This is a genomic window from Pseudarthrobacter cellobiosi, assembly GCF_023913815.1.
Classification (GTDB): domain Bacteria; phylum Actinomycetota; class Actinomycetes; order Actinomycetales; family Micrococcaceae; genus Arthrobacter; species Arthrobacter cellobiosi.
The window spans coordinates 123,459-140,284 of record NZ_JAMXBK010000026.1 but is presented as its reverse complement, the minus strand read 5'-3'; the positions used below and the strand labels follow the sequence as shown (position 1 = coordinate 140,284).

Sequence of the window (16,826 nt, the reverse complement as noted above, 5' to 3'; positions counted from 1 at the left end):
CACGGCGCGGATCACCACTTTGAGATCAAAGGATTTGCGATCATGCAAGTACTGCCCGATTGTCTTGTCATAGCTGTTCACACTCGAACGGAATTGGACGAGGCCCTGAATAGAGCAGTGGAACTATTAAGGCCCGTGGCCATGACCGAACAGGTCGGTATTTCGGTAACGCGGCTTGCCCCTGGCCAGTACGAAGCACGCGTGAACAGTGAAGTTCCACCGGGAACGACAACACAGATCTGGGGCTTGTCCAATAGTGACGGATATTCGCGGCGGCAGCGGTGAGGCGCCCAGCAGTGCACGTCCGAGGCACCACCGAATCACGTGTTCGTGGCGCACACCAGCTGTCGGCATAGTGTCAGGGAAACATGGATCGAAGGATTCGCTCACGCGATGCGAAGTTGAAATGTTCCTGTCCCTGGACCGAGGCCACCGCATCGCGGTCCGCGACCACGAAACCGGCGAATTCTGGCACGGGTCGGTTGACGTGACCTTCCCTGAACAGGGATTTGTATGGGTTATTTCGGATCTCGGCGAGCGGAAGCTTCTCGACATCAGCGTGCACACAATTTGGCGATCAGACAGGCCTCGAGTGTTCGCAGACACAGAGTGAAGGGGCCCCGGAACGGAAACCGGATCCGCCCCGCCGGATAAGTCTTCGCCGCCGAAAAACCACTCACACCGTTGACGGCCGAGCCATTCGACCCCCGTCCAGCCCTGAGGCCGATGGCGGATCGGTTGTCCTTGGTCACCGTTCAAATGGTGAAGTTCGTGCCAGTGCATAGACCCCAGGGCCAGAGTCTCCCTCCGAGCCTCCGAGGTCTTGGTCTTCGAGTTTCCGGAACTGCATGGTGCAGGAGGCTAGGAAGACATCTAAACCGTGCTGTCGCTGGTGGCCGCTGTCATGGGAATCGCACTCGTGCCCATCACTTCCAGAATGATTTCTTTCAAGGTGTCGTCCGTCGCCCGCTTCGGCACGGCTTCGTGACCCTCTTCGATTCACTGCCCAATTCCCAGCCCCGCATCCGCCGCAAAGGAACCACTCCGTGAAAATTGAACGCATTGAGGCCATCCCCTATTCGATCCCCTACGCGCGGCCGCTGAAGTTCGCCAGCGGTGAGGTGACTGCCGCCGAACACGTGCTGGTCCGGATCTACACGGACACCGGCATCTGCGGTATCGCGGACACCCCGCCGCGGCCCTACACCTACGGCGAAACCCAGGATTCGATCGTCTCGGTGGTGACCAAGGTCTTCGCCCCGCAGCTCATCGGGCTGGACCCGCTGGACCGCTCAAAGGTCCAGCAGCTGCTCCGCCGCACGGTCAACAACCCCACGGCCAAGGGAGCCCTGGACATCGCGCTCTGGGATGCCATCGGGATCTCGCTGGGCACCCCGGTGCACAAACTGCTGGGCGGCTTCACCGACAGCATGCGGGTCTCGCACATGCTGGGCTTCAAGCCCGCCGCCGAGCTCCTCGAAGAAGCCTTGCGGTTCCGCGAAACGTACGGCATCAACACCTTCAAGCTCAAGACCGGCCGGCGGCCCCTCTCCCTCGACATCGAGGCCTGCCATGTGCTGCGAGAGGGCCTCGGCGAGGACACGGAGATCTACCTCGACGCCAACCGCGGATGGACGGCGAACGAGGCCATAGAGGTCCTCCGCCGGACCGAAGGCCTCGGCCTGTCCATGCTGGAGGAGCCGTGCGATGCCGGCGAAGCGTTGGGCCGGCGCCGGCTGGTGCAGAGCTCCAGCATCCCAATCGTGGGCGACGAAAGCGTCCCCACCCTCGGCGACGTCTCCCGGGAATTGCTCTCCGGCGGCAGCAACGCGATCTGCATCAAAACCGCGCGCAGCGGCTTCACCGAAGCCCAACAGATCCTCGGCCTCTGCGAAGGCCTCGGCGTGGACGTCACGATGGGCAACCAGATCGACACGCAGATCGGCAGCCTCGCCACGGTCACCTTCGGCGCGGCCTTCGAGGCCAGCTCCCGACGGGCCGGGGAGCTCTCCAACTACCTGGACATGACGGACGACCTGCTCGCCGATCCGCTCAAAATCAACAACGGCGCCATCCGGGTCCGCGAGGCCCCCGGCGTCGGGGCAGCCATCGACGCCGACAAGCTGCAAAAGTACCGGCAGGACTAGGCCTGGCCTGTCCCGGCCACCACCTGCCCTCAGAAAGCCCCCACACCGCAAGGAGAACCACATGCTGTACCTGGTCCGCATGGACGTCAATATCCCGCCGGACATGCCCAAAGAACGCGCCGACGCCATCAAAGCGGAGGAACGGGACTATTCCCAGCAGCTCCAGCGCGAGGGACGCTGGGCGCATTTATGGCGGGTTGTGGGCGAGCACTCCAACTACTCGGTGTTCGACGTCGTGGACAACGACGAGTTGCACATGCTGCTGTCCGGTCTGCCGCTCTTCCCCTACATGGACATAAAGGTCACGCCCCTGGCCAAGCACCCATCCACCGCCGAATAGCTCTCATTTGCTGCCGATGACGTGCTCGGCTTCCGTCTCCCGTCCGTTAGATGACCCGCATGCAAAAAGTCTTCGGCGTAGGCATGCGGAGATGCGGGGCGATCCTCCGAGTTTCCCGCGCTATTGGCCGGTGTGGACGGCTCGAGCATGTCACTTTTTGGCCTCTGTTTCACCGGCGCGGCAGCAATGCCGTGACCCGAGGCGTTCTCCTGGCCGCGGTCTCGTGGGATGGCTGCGCACGCGTCGGAAAGACGGGCGTCAGGCTTCCTGACTATCCGGCAGCCTGGCAGGGTCGCTGGGACCTGTGCGGGCATCGGAGGTTCATCCCTCCGATGGGGGATGCAACTCACGCCGCCCGAACGAGTGATTCCCGGGCCGAACCGGAAAATCTAGACTTCTCAGTAATGTGCAGCACTTCAACGACCGAGGCACCCGCCCCAACGTGAGGAATCAATCCCATGCACGAAGTTTCTATTATCGGAGCCGGACATAGCGGCACGCTGCTGGCCGTCGGGCTGACCAAGGCTGGCTACAAGGTGCGTCTCTACAGCGATAAGGACGCCGAGGGCATCCGGGATAATACATCCCCCACCGGCACCGCTGCCATCTTTGCCGATTCCTTGGCGGTGGAGCGACGTCTCGGTGTAAAGGACTATGGGTTCGAAGCGAATCCGATCGATGGCATCCACGTCTTCTTCAGTCCAAAGATCGGCCAGGAACTCATCGACTTCGGCTCTCCCCTGGGGACAGAGACCGCAGGGGCTGCCGTGGATGTCCGGCTACGTTCGTATGACCGCATGGTCCAGCTGGAGTCGCTGGGGGCCGAGATCCACATCGGCGCCGTGGACGTGGACGGCCTGGAGCGGATAGCCGCGGGTTCGGATCTAACCGTGGTGGCCACTGGCAAGGGCGGCCTGTCCGGGCTCTTTCCCCGGGATCCTGTGCGCAGCGTCTTCACGGCACCGCAACGCAAACTTGCGATGATTCTGGTTCGCGGCATTCCCACTGATGGCTCGGCCTTCTCCAACCGGATTCCCGGCCACACCCCGGTCTGCTTCAACCTCTTCGGTGACGCAGGAGAGATCTTTTGGGTGCCATTCCTGCACAAGAGCGGGGAAAGGGTCTGGTGCCTCGTCTTCGAGGCCCGGCCAGGCGGGCCCTTTGACCGGTGGGACGAGGTCAAGGACCTGGCTGGAGCATTTGCCACCGCAAAGTCGCTGGTTAAGAAATACACCCCCTGGGACTGGGCCGCGATGCAGCATATGGAACCAATGGTGGAGGATTCATTCAGCTGGCTGAAAGGTGCCTTCCCTCCCTCCGTGCGTGCAGGTTCGGGAGCTACCCCCGGCGGACATGCCGTGATGAGCCTGGGAGACAGCACCGTCAGCTATGATCCGATCTGCGGCCAAGGGGCAGGCAGCGGGGTACGACAGGCCGGCCACATCTACGATTCAGTCCTTGCCCGCCAAGACGCTCCGCTGAGCCGCGGATGGATGCAAGAAACGCAGGAAGCGTTTTATCGCAGCCATATCGATCCGACCTACCGGTTCACCAATACTTTTCTCGAGCCGCCAGCCGCCACGGTGCGGATCCTCACAGCGGCGTTTGCCGACCAAAATGTGGCCAGCCAGCTCCTGAAGTCCTTCAACCGTCCGGCGGATGCCTTCCCCATGCTGGCCGATTCCACTGCAGGCAATGACTGGATCCGCCAGCTCACCGGAAAGTCAGGGGGGTCGATAGTTGGTAGGGGCAAGTTGAAGGCCATGGCCGCCATGGCGCGGAACACCCTCAAGGGGCAGAATTTCCAACGGGCTCAAGCTAGCGATCCCGTCCGGGATCGGGCAGGAACGCCCACCTAGTCCAACGGTGACGCGGGGCCGAACAGCAGGAGAACAATGTGCAGAATCATAATGAGCGGGATGCCGCCGAATCCGCTGGCAAGATGATTACCGCCGGCCTTTCGTCCTTCTGCGACGCCATTACGGAAGCGAAATCCCAGCAGGAAATCCAGGACGTTTGTATGTCGGTGCTGCCCGAGATGATCGAGGCCAAATCCTACGGCATCTACTTCTTTGAGAATCCCGGCTCCAGCTCCCGACTGGCCAGCGCCTCCGGTGTCAGTGACAGGTTCCTCAAGATCTATGAGGCGGTGGGGAGAAACCTGGATCCGGTCCTGGACGCGGCACTCACCCGCCGCCGTCCAGTCCACAGCAGGGACCTGATGTCGGAAGAAGAGTGGACCAAGTCGCCATTCTTCAGCGATGTGCTGGCAGTGCATGACATGCAGGTCCTGCTGGAGGCCCCTATTCTCTACCGCGGCCATGTGGTTGGAACGCTCAACTTCTCCGACCGGGATCCGGGCAAGCTGGGCTCCCCGCTGGACTACGCCATGCTCGGGACCATCGGCAATCTGGTCGGCCTGGCGGTGGGAGGCATGGCCGAGCGGGACGAGCTGCTCAGCGAACGGGACCAACTACTGGAGGCCTTCGAGACTTCCGGACAGGCTACGGTGCTCAGCGACACGGGCACCGGCAGGCGCCGCGTGAATGCGGCCGCCCAGCAGATTCTGGCCGTTTTGGAACCGGACAAGCCGGAGGTGTTCTTCGAGGGGCTGATGGCCGCAGCCCGCACCCGGGACGGGCTCTGCCAGCTCTACCGCTGCCAAGTGTCCGTCGGAGCTGAGCTGCGCCAACTGACGCTGCGGAATCTCACTGGCGCCTCCAACGCCAAGGACATACTCGTCAGCATCCTGCAGCTGAGCCGGCCAGCATCAGGGCGGCTGCCGGATCATCTGAGCCGGCTCCTGTCCAAACGGGAGGCCGAAGTGGCGGGAGAGGCCGCGTTGGGGCTGACGGACGAGGAGATTGCCCGGAAGCTGTTCCTGAGCCCCTACACGGTCAAACAACATCTCAAATCGACCTACCGGAAAGTCGGCGTGCATTCCCGGGTGGAGCTGACCCGTGAGGCACTGACTTTCGATCAAAACCTGCCAGAAGCCTGATTCGCCAGACCCCAATGAATACGGAGTACATTATGACCCACCGTGGAAAGAAAATAGTTGTCACCGGAGGTGCCACCATCATCGGTGCGGCGGTGGCCCGGAACTTCGTGGAGGCCGGAGCGCAGGTCGCGATCTGGGATATCGATTCACTCAACGGAGCGGCGGTTGCCGAGAGTCTTGGCGCCGCAGCCAGCTTCACGCAGGTGGACATCACCGACGACGACGACGTCTCGGCGGCCGCTGCGGCCTTCGCCGGGGCGGACGGCTGCATCGACACACTGGTGAATCTAGCCTGCAGTTACCTGGACAACGGGGTGAAGACGTCCCGCGCGGACTGGCTCAGCGCGCTGAACGTCAACCTGGTGAGCGCCGCCTGCCTGGCGGAAGTGCTACTGCCCAACCTCGTCGGCCGGGCCGGCGGTTCCATCATCAACTTCACGTCCATCTCGGCGAAGGTGGCCCAGCCGGGCCGCTGGGTATACCCCGCCAGCAAGGCCGCCATGGTGCAGCTGACCCGCAGCATGGCCATGGACCTGGCCCCGCAGGGTATCCGGGTCAACTCTGTCTCCCCGGGCTGGACGTGGTCCTCGGTCATGGACGCAATGACCAGAGGAGACCGTGCCAAGACGGACGCGATCGCCGCCCCTCTGCACCTGATCGGGCGCACTGCCGATCCGGCGGAGGTGGCCGCCGTTGTCTCATTCCTCGCCTCCGCGGCGGCGTCCTGTGTCACCGGTGCGGACTTCGCGGCGGACGGTGGCTACTCGGCGATGGGGCCCGAGCGCTCCGAGGAACTGATGGCACAGCTCGCCCAATGATCAACCACAAGCAAAGAGGAGACCTCGCATGACAACCATGTTGCTTCACGACCGCCCGGACTTTGACCCGATGGACCTACGCCGTTCCCTCGGCCGATTCGCCACCGGCGTCACTGTCATCACCACCCGGGGTACGGACGGCACGCGAATCGGGATGACCGCCAACTCATTCACTTCCGTCTCTATGGATCCGCCGCTGCTGCTGTTCTGCGTGGCAAACAACGCCCCCAGCTTGGAGCACTTCAAGGCATCAGGGGTCTTTGCGATCCATGTGCTCAGCTCCGAACAGCGTCACCTGTCCAGCCAGTTCGCGCGGCCGGCAGCGGACAAGTTCGCGGGTCTGGAGGTCGCCGTGGATGAGGACGGAGTGCCGGCAATAAAGGGGGTGCTCGTTCGTTTCGCGTGCCGGACTGTCTCCAGCTACGTGGAGGGCGACCACACGATCTTTGTGGGCCGGGTAAATGCGCACACCCGCGGGGAAGGCGATCCCCTGGTGTTCTTCTCCGGGGAATACAAGATCACGGGGGACCATCCGGAAATACCCCCTCTTCGAGGCTCCACCGAGTCTTAGGGGCGTGTGCGTGGCGCACTCGTCTTCGATTGCACACGCCAATGCGCGATTAGGCGGTTCGAGGGAATGATTCCCAACCTCACCCGGGTGACCGCATTGCGAGCTTGATGATCAATTCAGGTCTTACCGTTGGAACAACTCCCGACGTGATGTCCCGCCGCGATAGACAGCTCTACAAGGGGCAGCGGCCCAGGTTGCGTGCACCGTTCACAGGCAGTCCAATCTACAACGGGGTCATCATGACGACGGAAACGCAGGCCACCGCCGTCGCTTCGGGCGCAAGGGCAACAGCCCGCTTCAGGGAGAGCAAGCAGGTCGCCGCCGGCAGAGCCAGGAGCATGTCGGCGCCGCCCTCGCTGGCGGGCTCATCAAGGCCGTCACTGACATAGTCACGGCCGAGAAAGTCACGTACGACGAGTGCAACGCCCTTCAAGACCCGGCCAATCAGCGTCGGTGAGACCGGCGAATGGCCGCTGTTCCTTGTCCGTTCTCATCAAATCTGTCAGTAACGACGTGGGAACTGACAGATTGGATGAGACGAATCGTCGCCCTGGGCGTCTCATTCAAGTTGTCAGTTCCGAATCAGTTTGACGACCTCATCTATCCGCCGCGACGCCGCTGGAGAGGGGTTTCGCGATGAGGTATCCCGGGGCCCGTCCAGATTTACGGCCCTTGCGGTGCCTGAAGCCGGCGGAGAGTTGGTGAAAGCGCTGACAGGTTAACTGAGCCAGCTACAGAATCCGCAGGCTGACCGATTCAATGAGAAAACTGCCAACTATGTTGAGGCCGAACAGTTCCTGGACGTCTGGGCTGAGCACTCCGTGGCGGAGACCTCTACGTAATACCCGCTATCGGCGGGCCGACTGACATGTCGGGCCGGATGGGGAGTGGTCAGCGGGTGCAAGGCGTGACGTGCCTTTCATCGTTGAAGGGTTCGAACCAGTGCTGCCAGCGAGCGTGGAGGATCAACGGCAGCGTCGCCAAGCGCCGCGCCGCCGTCAAGGACGTGGGAGGCCGCAAGCAGCAATTCACGAAGAGCCGGATTCGGAACTCCGTCGTCTAGTCGACGACGGCCAGCCACCCATGTGGCCAGCGATATACAGGCACGTCACCGGCGACTCTCCACTGGAGAATCCCCGATCTGGAGCCCCGCCGATGGCACATGGTGCGGTCTTGCCGGGAGAGTCACCTTTGAGATGAAATCCGCGCTATCGGTTAGCGAGAAATAGCAAGCGCAGCGCGCGCGTGTGCGAGCTGCTGACAAAAACCGTTGCCTCAGGCAACTTTACATAATCTTCACTATCGGCAATCGGGATGGACAGTCACCAGACGAGGGAGTCGCGCATCTGACGCGGGATAGCCGCGACTGCCTGCGAGTTCCCCGGACATGAAGGCCTGGGCTGACTAAGGACTTATCGTTGATTGGGGCGGGCCCGGCCGAGCGAATCGAGGGTGCTGAATAGTGGGGTATTCTTTCGGGCGATCCTCCGGGTGAGCCACACGACCGCCCCAGGCGACCACCCGCCGCCGTAGTACACGGAAACACGGCGCAATGTTCAGGCTCCGCCCGTAATCTGTTTAGATGCCCCGTTTTGCGCTTGATATTGAGTCCGTGCCCCGCCCCGTCCGTTCCCAGGAGCTGCTGGATGCGGTGAACCACCGGGTGGTCATTGCCGATGGGGCGATGGGCACCATGCTGCAGGGCAGGGAGCTGTCGCTCGAGGACGACTTCCTCGGTCTGGAAGGCTGCAACGAGATCCTCAATGCCACGCGACCGGACGTCCTCGCGGACATCCATGACGCGTACTTCGCTACCGGCATCGACGCGGTCGAAACCAACACGTTCGGCGCGAACTGGTCCAACCTCTCCGACTACGGCATCGACGACCGGATCGAAGAGCTCGCCCGGAAGGGCGCGGAGATCGCCCGCGAGCGGGCAGAAGCGGCAGAAAGAACAGACGGCCGGATGCGGTGGGTCCTGGGCTCGATGGGACCGGGCACCAAGCTCCCCAGCCTCGGGCACACCAGCTACGACTACCTCAAGCAGACCTTCGCCCTGCAGGCCGAGGGCCTCATCGACGGGGGAGCGGACGCATTCCTCATCGAGACCAGCCAGGACCTCCTGCAGACCAAAGCCGCGGTCAACGGCTGCAAGCAGGCCATCGTGACCCGCGGCGTCCGGCTCCCCATCTTCGTTACGGTGACCGTCGAAACCACCGGAACCATGCTGATGGGCTCCGAGATCGGCGCGGCGCTCACCGCCCTCGAGCCGCTCGGCGTCGACGCCATCGGCCTGAACTGCGCCACCGGGCCGGACGAGATGAGCGAGCACCTGCGCCACCTCGCCAAACAGTCCTCCGTGGCCATCGCCTGCATGCCCAACGCCGGCCTCCCGGTCCTCGGCCCCAACGGCGCGCACTACCCCCTCTCGCCCAGCGAACTCGCCACCGCGCACGAGCAGTTCGTGCGCGAATTCGGCCTGGGCCTCGTGGGCGGCTGTTGCGGTACGACGCCGGAACACATGGCCGCCGTCGTCGAGCGTCTTGCGCCCTTCCGCACCAGCGCCGCCGTCACCAGCGGCGGCAGGGGCGCCGACGGCAGCCGCGTTCCCACCGAGCGGGAAGCTGGCATCGCTTCCCTCTACCACCACGTGAATTTCGACCAGGAGTCTGCGTACCTCGCCATCGGTGAGCGCACCAACGCGAACGGTTCGAAGGCGTTCCGCCAGGCGATGCTGGAGGAACGCTGGGACGACTGCGTCGACATTGCCCGCGAGCAGGTCCGCGTCGGCGCGCACCTGCTCGACGTCTGCATCGACTATGTGGGGCGCGACGGCGTGGCCGACATGAAGGAGATCGTCTCGCGTTTCGCGTCCGCCTCCACGCTCCCTCTGGTCATGGACTCCACCGAACCGGCCGTCCTTCAGGCCGGGCTCGAACACATCGGCGGCCGCCCGGTGGTCAACTCCGTCAACTACGAGGACGGCGACGGCCCGGACAGCCGCTTCGCGCGCATCATGCCGCTCGTGAAGGAACACGGCACCGCCGTGATCGCCCTGACCATCGACGAACAGGGCCAGGCACGCACCACCGACGGCAAGGTGGCCATCGCCTCGCGCCTCGTCGACGCCCTGGTGGGCGAATGGGGGATGCGCGTCGAGGACATCATCGTCGACGCCCTGACCTTCCCCATCGCCACGGGCCAGGAAGAAACCCGCCGGGACGGCATCGAAACCATCGAGGCCATCCGCCAGATCACCACGAAGTACCCCGGCATCCAAACCACCCTCGGCGTCTCGAACGTGTCCTTTGGACTGAACCCGGCAGCGCGCATGGCACTGAACTCGGTGTTCCTGCACGAGGCCGTGCAGGCGGGCCTGACGAGCGGCATCATCGACGCCGCCAAGATCGTGCCGCTCGCGTCACTTCCGGAGGAACAGCGCAAGGTCGCGCTGGACCTCGTCTGGGACCGCCGCGAATACGATGCCGACGGCAACGTCACCTATGACCCCTTGAACAGCATGCTGGACCTGTTCGCCGGCGTCGACACTGCAGCGCTCAAGGATCAGCGCGCGGCCGAACTTGCGGCGCTGCCCACGGGCGAACGCCTGCAGCGGCGCATCATCGACGGCGAAGGCAAGGGCCTGGAAGCGGACCTGGACCTCGCCCGCAGCGAAGGCATGTCCCCGCTGGCCATCATCAACGACCAGCTCCTCGAGGGCATGAAGGTCGTCGGTGAGCGCTTCGGCGCCGGCGAGATGCAGCTGCCGTTCGTGCTGCAGTCCGCCGAGGTCATGAAGAACGCCGTGGCCCTGCTCGAACCGCACATGGAGAAGTCGGACTCGTCGGGCAAGGGCACCATGGTGATCGCCACGGTGCGCGGCGACGTGCATGACATCGGCAAGAACCTGGTGGACATCATACTCACCAACAACGGCTACAAAGTCATCAACATCGGCATCAAGCAGGGGATCGCCGAGATCATGGCCGCTGCGGAGGAGCATAACGCCGACGTGATCGGCATGTCCGGCCTGCTGGTGAAGTCCACCGTGGTGATGAAGGAAAACCTCGCCGAGCTGCAGTCCCGGGGCCTCGCGAAGAAATGGCCGATCATCCTCGGCGGCGCAGCCCTGACCCGTGCCTACGTGGAGCAGGACCTGGCGGAGCAGTTTGAAGGAACCGTCAGGTACGCCAAGGACGCCTTTGAGGGCCTGGCGCTTATGGAACCGCTGGTGCAGGTGGCCCGCGGTGCTGACCCGGATGCCGTCGGCCTTCCTCCGCTGAAGAAGCGGATCCACAAGGGAGGCCCGAAGTTCACGGTGACCGAACCGGAGGCAATGCCCGGCCGGTCCGACGTCGCCGCCGACAATCACGTGCCCGCGCCGCCGTTCTGGGGCACCCGCATCGTGCGCGGCGTGGCACTGCACGACTACGCTGCCTTCCTCGACGAACGCGCCACCTTCATGGGGCAGTGGGGGCTCAAGCCCGGCCGCGGCGATGACGGCGCCTCCTACGAGGAACTCGTGGAAGCTGAGGGCCGGCCGCGCCTGCGGTACTGGCTGGACCGCATCCTCGGCGAGGGAATGCTCGACGCATCCGTCGCGTACGGCTACTTCCCGGTGGTCTCCGAGGGGGAACAGGTGGTGGTGCTGCACCACGGGGAGGACCGCGACGGCGTCCTCGGCACCGCGGGGCTGCTCGCCCCCGACGGCGGCTCAGGCGGCCCGGTCGGCACCGACCGGCTGCGGTTCGACTTCCCGCGCCAGCGCCGCGACCGGCACCTGTGCCTCGCCGACTTCGTGCGCTCACGCGAATCGGGGCAGATCGACGTGCTGCCGGTGCAACTGGTCACCGCCGGCTCAAAGATCGAGGAGGTGACGTCCGAGCTGTTCGCCGCCAACCAGTACCGCGACTACTACGAGCTCAACGGCCTGGTCATGCAGCTCACTGAGGCGCTGGCGGAATTCTGGCATGCACGCATCCGCTCCGAGCTGGGCTTCGCGGCCGAAGAGCCGAAGGACAAAGCCGGACTATTCAAGCTCGACTACCGCGGAGCGCGGTTCTCACTCGGATACCCCGCATGCCCGGACATGGAGGACCGCCGCAAGGTCACGGAGCTGCTGAAGCCCGAGCGCATGGGCGTGGTCCTCAGCGACGAGCTGATGCTGCACCCCGAACAGTCCACCGACGCGTTCGTGTTCCACCACCCGGAGGCCAAGTACTTCAAGGTGTGAGTTGAAGCTGGTTCCTGGCCTGGCCGGAGCGCGCCTCCCTCGGCGCGGCAGACGGGCTGGCGCCACGCGGGGCAGCCAGAAAACCAGGAGCGGGCCCAGCCGCGAAGGCTTCTGCTTGGCGAAAGAAGGTAACAGTGGCTTCCGGATGGTAGGACGAGCGGACCTGCCTTGCTTAACAGCCGCATAGCACAACGTCCTGGACGAGCGGGTTCGCTTCGCGGATCCCGTCGTCGCCTCTCTGGCGGCACCAGGCGACAATCTAGTTTGACCCAAATCAGTGGCTCTCCGTCTCAGATGGGCGCCCCACGTCGAAATTGACGTAGCCGATGCCCGAGCAGCCATGACGATGGTCAACGAAGTCTGCAACGGCGTCGATCCGGCGTACTGGTCGATATGCCTAGCTGCCTTCGGAAGTCCGATGCCGCTGAGATGTTTGACATCACCCATCCGCGAGCGCAGCCGCCCCGAATTGACTCTGTCAGTACTTTAGTTAATCCAGTTGGAGGCTAGTCATGAAAAAAGCGCTCGCTCAACTCTTCATCGCCACTGCTATAGCCGGAGGCCTAATGGCTGGGACCGCGGGGGTCGCATCGGCCGCCCATTGCCAGAACGCGGAGATGACCTCGCCCGGGTTCTCTTACTTCGGCAATGACCACGTCCAAGAGGCGACCCACGCTGAGGGCGGAAACCCCGGGCCTCATGCCGGGACGTCAGGGGCCTCCAACTGCCAGTCGACTACGGGAAGCCCGTCAGAGCGCGCACCCGGACAGAACTAACTAGCCTAGGAAACCCTGCCCAGCACCGGACGGACCTGTTCCTTAGTGAGAGCTCGTCCGCCCGGTGCCGGGCAGGATTTGAACCGACCGGCTTGCGAGCAGGGAGGTGGGCTGGCTCCTGAAATTCCTGAGATTAGGAGCCAGTCTCCTTCACCGTACCGTGAGGCAGGCAGTGCTGAATTTCATGGCTCGACGGGTGCATCGGATGGCTTCCTGGGTAGGAGAAAACCTCCCCGAGATTGAGGTTCACGCGTGGCGAGTTTCGCGCAGCGTGCGGGTTTGGGTTCCAAGGTTGACCTCAGACCTTGAGTTTTAGCCGGTCCCTCGTGTCGGTGGCTGGAGCCTTCGTGGCCTGCCCACCCATGCCGGCGACCGGCTTCACCCGCCGCAGCGCGGCGAGAATGGCCCGCCCCACCACAGCGATTCCGACGATTGTGGTGACGGCACGCACCGTGTCCCAGCCCGCCGTCGACGTCACCAGCGAGTAGAGCAGGAAGCTGGCGAGGTTGGTTTCCAGCGGCGCGCCGGGCACGTAGGAAATGCCCGTGCCGGCGCCTACCGCGAAGGGCCAGAACCACAGGTTTGTCAGGAGTCCGAACAGGTATGACGCCACGATGCCGTAGCCGCAGAGCATCCACAGTTCCGCCTTGCCCCGCACCCGCCGGGGGAGCAGGCCCGCCCCGGCGCCCACCCACGCACAGGCGAAGATCTGGAACGGCGTCCACGGCCCGATCCCGCCCCACAAGGCGCTTGAGAGGGCAATTGTGGCGGCGCCGAGAAGCATGCCGAAACGGGGACCGAAGGCCCGGCCGGCCAGTATCAGCAGGATAAAGACTGCCTCCACGCCCCCGACGCCGGTGCTCGCCACCCGTATCGCCGAACCTACGGCGGCCAGGACGCCGAGCAGCGCCACCGTGTGTGCCGAGCTCACCGACCCGTCGAGGGACACAACGACGGCGACGACGGCGAGCGGCGCGATCGCCAGCGCCGCGTAGGGGAGGGCCGCGGCGGCATCCTCCGGGAAGGCCGCGGCGAGCAGCGGCCAGCAGAACGCCGCGAGGGCCAGAAGGTTTGCGGCGGCGAGGACTGCGAGCTCGGCAGCCCGCGGCATCCGGAGGCGGTGCCGTCTTACCGCGCCCTGGGATTCTGTTGGTTCGTCGATGGTCCGTTGCCTCGGTCCGGCATTTGCCTGCCGGGGAAGCAGCGGGACCGGTTCCAGAGCATCGGCCGGCACGGAAGAGGGTGCGACGCCGTCATGCATCGGGAGGATCCGGGCGCCGAGGCCGTGGGCAAAGTCGTGGTCATGCGTTGCGATCAGGACAGCGGTACCGGAGTCCGCTGCGGCCCGCAGCGCGGCCGAAACTGCCGTGCGCGCCGCGGGATCGAGCCCGCGCGTGGGCTCATCGATGAGGAGAACCTGGGGATCGTCCATGGTCTGCAGCGAGATGGCTAGGATCCTGCGCTCCCCTGCTGAGAGGTCCCGGGGATGCTCATGTCCGATGGGGATCGTGACGTCGCCGCGCAAACGGGCAAGGCGGGATGCTGCGGACCCAGGCGCAGGTTGCGCGCCGTTCTTCCGGTGCGCAAGGCGCCGCTCCGCCGCACGAAGCTCCCCCGCGACGGTATCCCTGGTGAAGAGGTCGTCGGAGGCGTCCGGCACCAAGGCGACCCGGCCGCCGTCGGCCGTGCCGCCGTCGTACGTAGTTGATCCGCCCGTACCTTCACCAAGTGCGAGTGCCACCAGGAGGGACGACTTCCCGGCCCCGTTCGGCCCCACCAGGGCCACCACTTCGCCGCGGTGCAGCGTCAGGGACGCGTCGCGCACGAGCGGCTTGCCCTTGCGGTGCACCGCAAGATTTGCCGCGGTCAGCACGGGCGCGTGCTCTGCTGGCCCTGCCGGCGTTGGACCGGCAATGACGGAGGGAGGAGCGGAGGGCGCGGCACCCGGTAGCAGGGCGCCGTCCTCGATGGTCCACCACGAATCGGCAACCGGGATGAACTGCGCAGCCCTATGCTCCGCCACGATGACACAGACACCGCTGTCGTGGGCGAGGTCGTTGAGCACGGCGATGACGTGACGGCGTGCCGAGGCATCGAGGTCGGCCAGGGGCTCGTCAACCAGGAGCAGGGGAGGTTGTTCCACCACGGCGGCGGCGATGGCTACGAGCGTTGCCTCACCCGCCGAGAGGGTGCTGAGATTTCGGTCCAAGAGCGCCGTCACGCCAATCTGCCCAGCAACTTCCAGCACGCGGGCCTTGGTGGACGCGGATGGCATGCCGCGCAGTTCCAGGGCGAGAGAGATTTCGTCCCGGACCCGGGTACTGGCAAAAGCGGCGCGGGAATTCTGCAGGACGACGCCGATGAGGCGCGCGGTGTCGCGCGGCGGCGTGGTGGCACGGTCCAGTCCGGCGACGCTCAGTGTGCCGGTGACCTCTCCACCGTCTACGTGTGACAGGAGGCCGGCGATACCCCGCAGGATGGTGGATTTTCCGGAGCCCGTGGGCCCGGTGATGACGGTGACTGACCCGGCCGGGGGCTGGAAAGCGGCGATCCGCACCTGAGCGTCTCCGATGCGGAACCGGGCGTCGCGCACCAGAAGCGGGCCGCCGTCGTAGTTCATGGGCCGGTGCGTCGCCCGGCTGCCGAAGCCGCGCAGCTCCAGCGCCGCGGCAACCCGGACCGCGTGCTCAAGGGTGCGCTCGAGCACGGGCACCAGGGCGCGGGGGCCAAAGCGTTCGCCCCGCAACCGGAACGCCAGGCGCACGGAGGTAACGGCGTCGGCAAGGGCAGGGAGTGCCGCCCAAGCCACCACAAGCGTCCGGGCCAGGCCCTGCATGGGGCCGCGGCGGGCCATGTGCACGAAGCCGCGGGCCACGTCCACAAACGCGTTGAGCAGGCCGAAGCCGAGGAACATCCCGGCAATCGGCAGGGAGGACAGGACCGCCGCCCCCAGGCCTTGTCCCGTGACCGGACCAAGGAAGACCACGTGGGCGTACGGGGCAGGCAGCCGAACCGCCGGCAGGTCGAGCAGGACCGGTCCGCCAATATCCGCCCCGTTGAAAAGAATGCGGTAGATGACCCGCGCCGCGATGAAGACGACGGCGAGAGCCGCCGCCGCGCGTAACGGCGCGGGTCGAAAGGTCATGCCGCGGGGGCGGCCGGGTTGCCGTCGACCGTGAAGAGCAGTTCCAGGCTCTCGCCCGGGCTCACCTTCAGGGTGGCGAGGCCTTCCTGCGCGTATGCCCAGGCACCGGAGGCGGGCTTAACCCAGAGTGACCAGTAGGCAAAGGCGGCGGGCATCTTGCCGCACTCTTCCCGGTATGTTCCGCCCTTGTGCTTGATGTCGAAGTCCGCGGCGGGCACACCGTTCACCCGGCACGCCAGTTCCTTCGGATAGGTCACCGTGCCTTCGGTTTTCACGTCGGCTTCCTCGAGCACCTCGGATGCGAGCGTCGGGGCGTCCACGGGTACGCACACGGACTTATCAGCCGCGTCCTGCTTCAGGGCGCCCGAATCGACGATGACCTTCACGCCGTCGCAGGGCCCGGAGGCGCTGGGTGAGGCGGTTGCCGATGGCGCCGGGGCGGAGCTGGTTGGCGGGGTGGCGGCCGGTGCGGAGCAGGCGGCGAGGGTAAACAAGAGACCGGCGGCGGCGAGGGAGCTCGCGGCGGCGGTGCGCATCTTAGTCAAAGTCACCTGTCAAGGGTAGGTCGTTGCCTGCCCGGAGCGGGATGCCGTCGCGTTGTGTGACGTCAGGTCGCCACTGGCCGTGGCACCACACGGAAGCGGACGAAGGCGGGCGCCGACCCGCCGTCGTCCGCTTCCTGACGTTACACGAACGGAAGTCACATGATTCCTGTGGTCACGGGCAGGTTCAAGGCAGCGCCGGAGGGCAACGCATCACCGGTTTATGGCCGGCCCTTCGGCTCTACCGGGATGA

The 16,826-nt window shown here is 65.0% G+C and carries 10 protein-coding genes; 7 read left to right on the top strand and 3 right to left on the bottom strand.

What is annotated here, in order from left to right; translation table 11 throughout:
* Positions 1 to 1,046 precede the first annotated feature (1,046 nt).
* The 6 genes from NG701_RS14390 (at position 1,047) to NG701_RS14365 (ending at position 6,877) form a co-directional block, all read left to right on the top strand.
* Positions 1,047 to 2,147, top strand: a complete 1,101-nt coding sequence (locus NG701_RS14390) for a mandelate racemase/muconate lactonizing enzyme family protein (protein WP_252568487.1) — start codon at positions 1,047 to 1,049, stop codon at positions 2,145 to 2,147.
* A 61-nt stretch (positions 2,148 to 2,208) separates the two neighbouring features.
* Positions 2,209 to 2,487, top strand: a complete 279-nt coding sequence (gene catC, locus NG701_RS14385; protein WP_252568486.1) for a muconolactone Delta-isomerase — start codon at positions 2,209 to 2,211, stop codon at positions 2,485 to 2,487.
* A 458-nt stretch (positions 2,488 to 2,945) separates the two neighbouring features.
* Positions 2,946 to 4,346 (top strand): styrene monooxygenase/indole monooxygenase family protein, encoded by a 1,401-nt coding sequence (locus tag NG701_RS14380; RefSeq protein WP_252568485.1) that lies wholly within the window; start codon positions 2,946 to 2,948, stop codon positions 4,344 to 4,346.
* A gap of 38 nt (positions 4,347 to 4,384) precedes the next feature.
* On the top strand, positions 4,385 to 5,488 hold the full coding sequence (locus tag NG701_RS14375; protein ID WP_252568484.1) for a LuxR C-terminal-related transcriptional regulator: 1,104 nt from the start codon (positions 4,385 to 4,387) through the stop codon (positions 5,486 to 5,488).
* 32 nt (positions 5,489 to 5,520) lie between these two features.
* Positions 5,521 to 6,306 carry an SDR family oxidoreductase gene (locus NG701_RS14370; RefSeq protein ID WP_252568483.1) on the top strand — a complete coding sequence of 262 codons (786 nt, stop codon included), beginning with the start codon at positions 5,521 to 5,523 and terminating at the stop codon, positions 6,304 to 6,306.
* 28 nt (positions 6,307 to 6,334) lie between these two features.
* Positions 6,335 to 6,877, top strand: coding sequence for a flavin reductase family protein (locus tag NG701_RS14365; RefSeq protein ID WP_252568482.1), 543 nt, complete (start codon positions 6,335 to 6,337; stop codon positions 6,875 to 6,877).
* Positions 6,878 to 7,100: 223 nt separating this feature from the next.
* Here NG701_RS14365 and NG701_RS14360 read toward each other — a convergent pair whose 3' ends face one another.
* A complete protein-coding gene (locus NG701_RS14360; RefSeq protein WP_252568481.1) occupies positions 7,101 to 7,310 on the bottom strand; it encodes a hypothetical protein in 210 nt (69 codons plus the stop codon).
* 1,149 nt (positions 7,311 to 8,459) lie between these two features.
* On the opposite strand from NG701_RS14360, the gene metH reads away from it, so the two are divergent.
* Positions 8,460 to 12,110: a methionine synthase gene (gene metH, locus NG701_RS14355; RefSeq protein ID WP_252568480.1), complete on the top strand. Its 3,651-nt coding sequence runs from the start codon at positions 8,460 to 8,462 to the stop codon at positions 12,108 to 12,110.
* 1,074 nt (positions 12,111 to 13,184) lie between these two features.
* On the opposite strand, the gene NG701_RS14350 is transcribed toward metH, so the two are convergent.
* Both NG701_RS14350 and NG701_RS14345 read right to left on the bottom strand, forming a co-directional pair.
* Complete coding sequence (locus NG701_RS14350) at positions 13,185 to 16,031, bottom strand: ATP-binding cassette domain-containing protein (RefSeq protein ID WP_252568479.1); 2,847 nt, start codon at positions 16,029 to 16,031, stop codon at positions 13,185 to 13,187.
* On the bottom strand, positions 16,028 to 16,582 hold the full coding sequence (locus NG701_RS14345; RefSeq protein WP_252568478.1) for a hypothetical protein: 555 nt from the start codon (positions 16,580 to 16,582) through the stop codon (positions 16,028 to 16,030). Before NG701_RS14345 ends, NG701_RS14350 begins: the two co-directional genes overlap by 4 nt.
* Between the last annotated feature and the right edge of the window lie 244 nt (positions 16,583 to 16,826).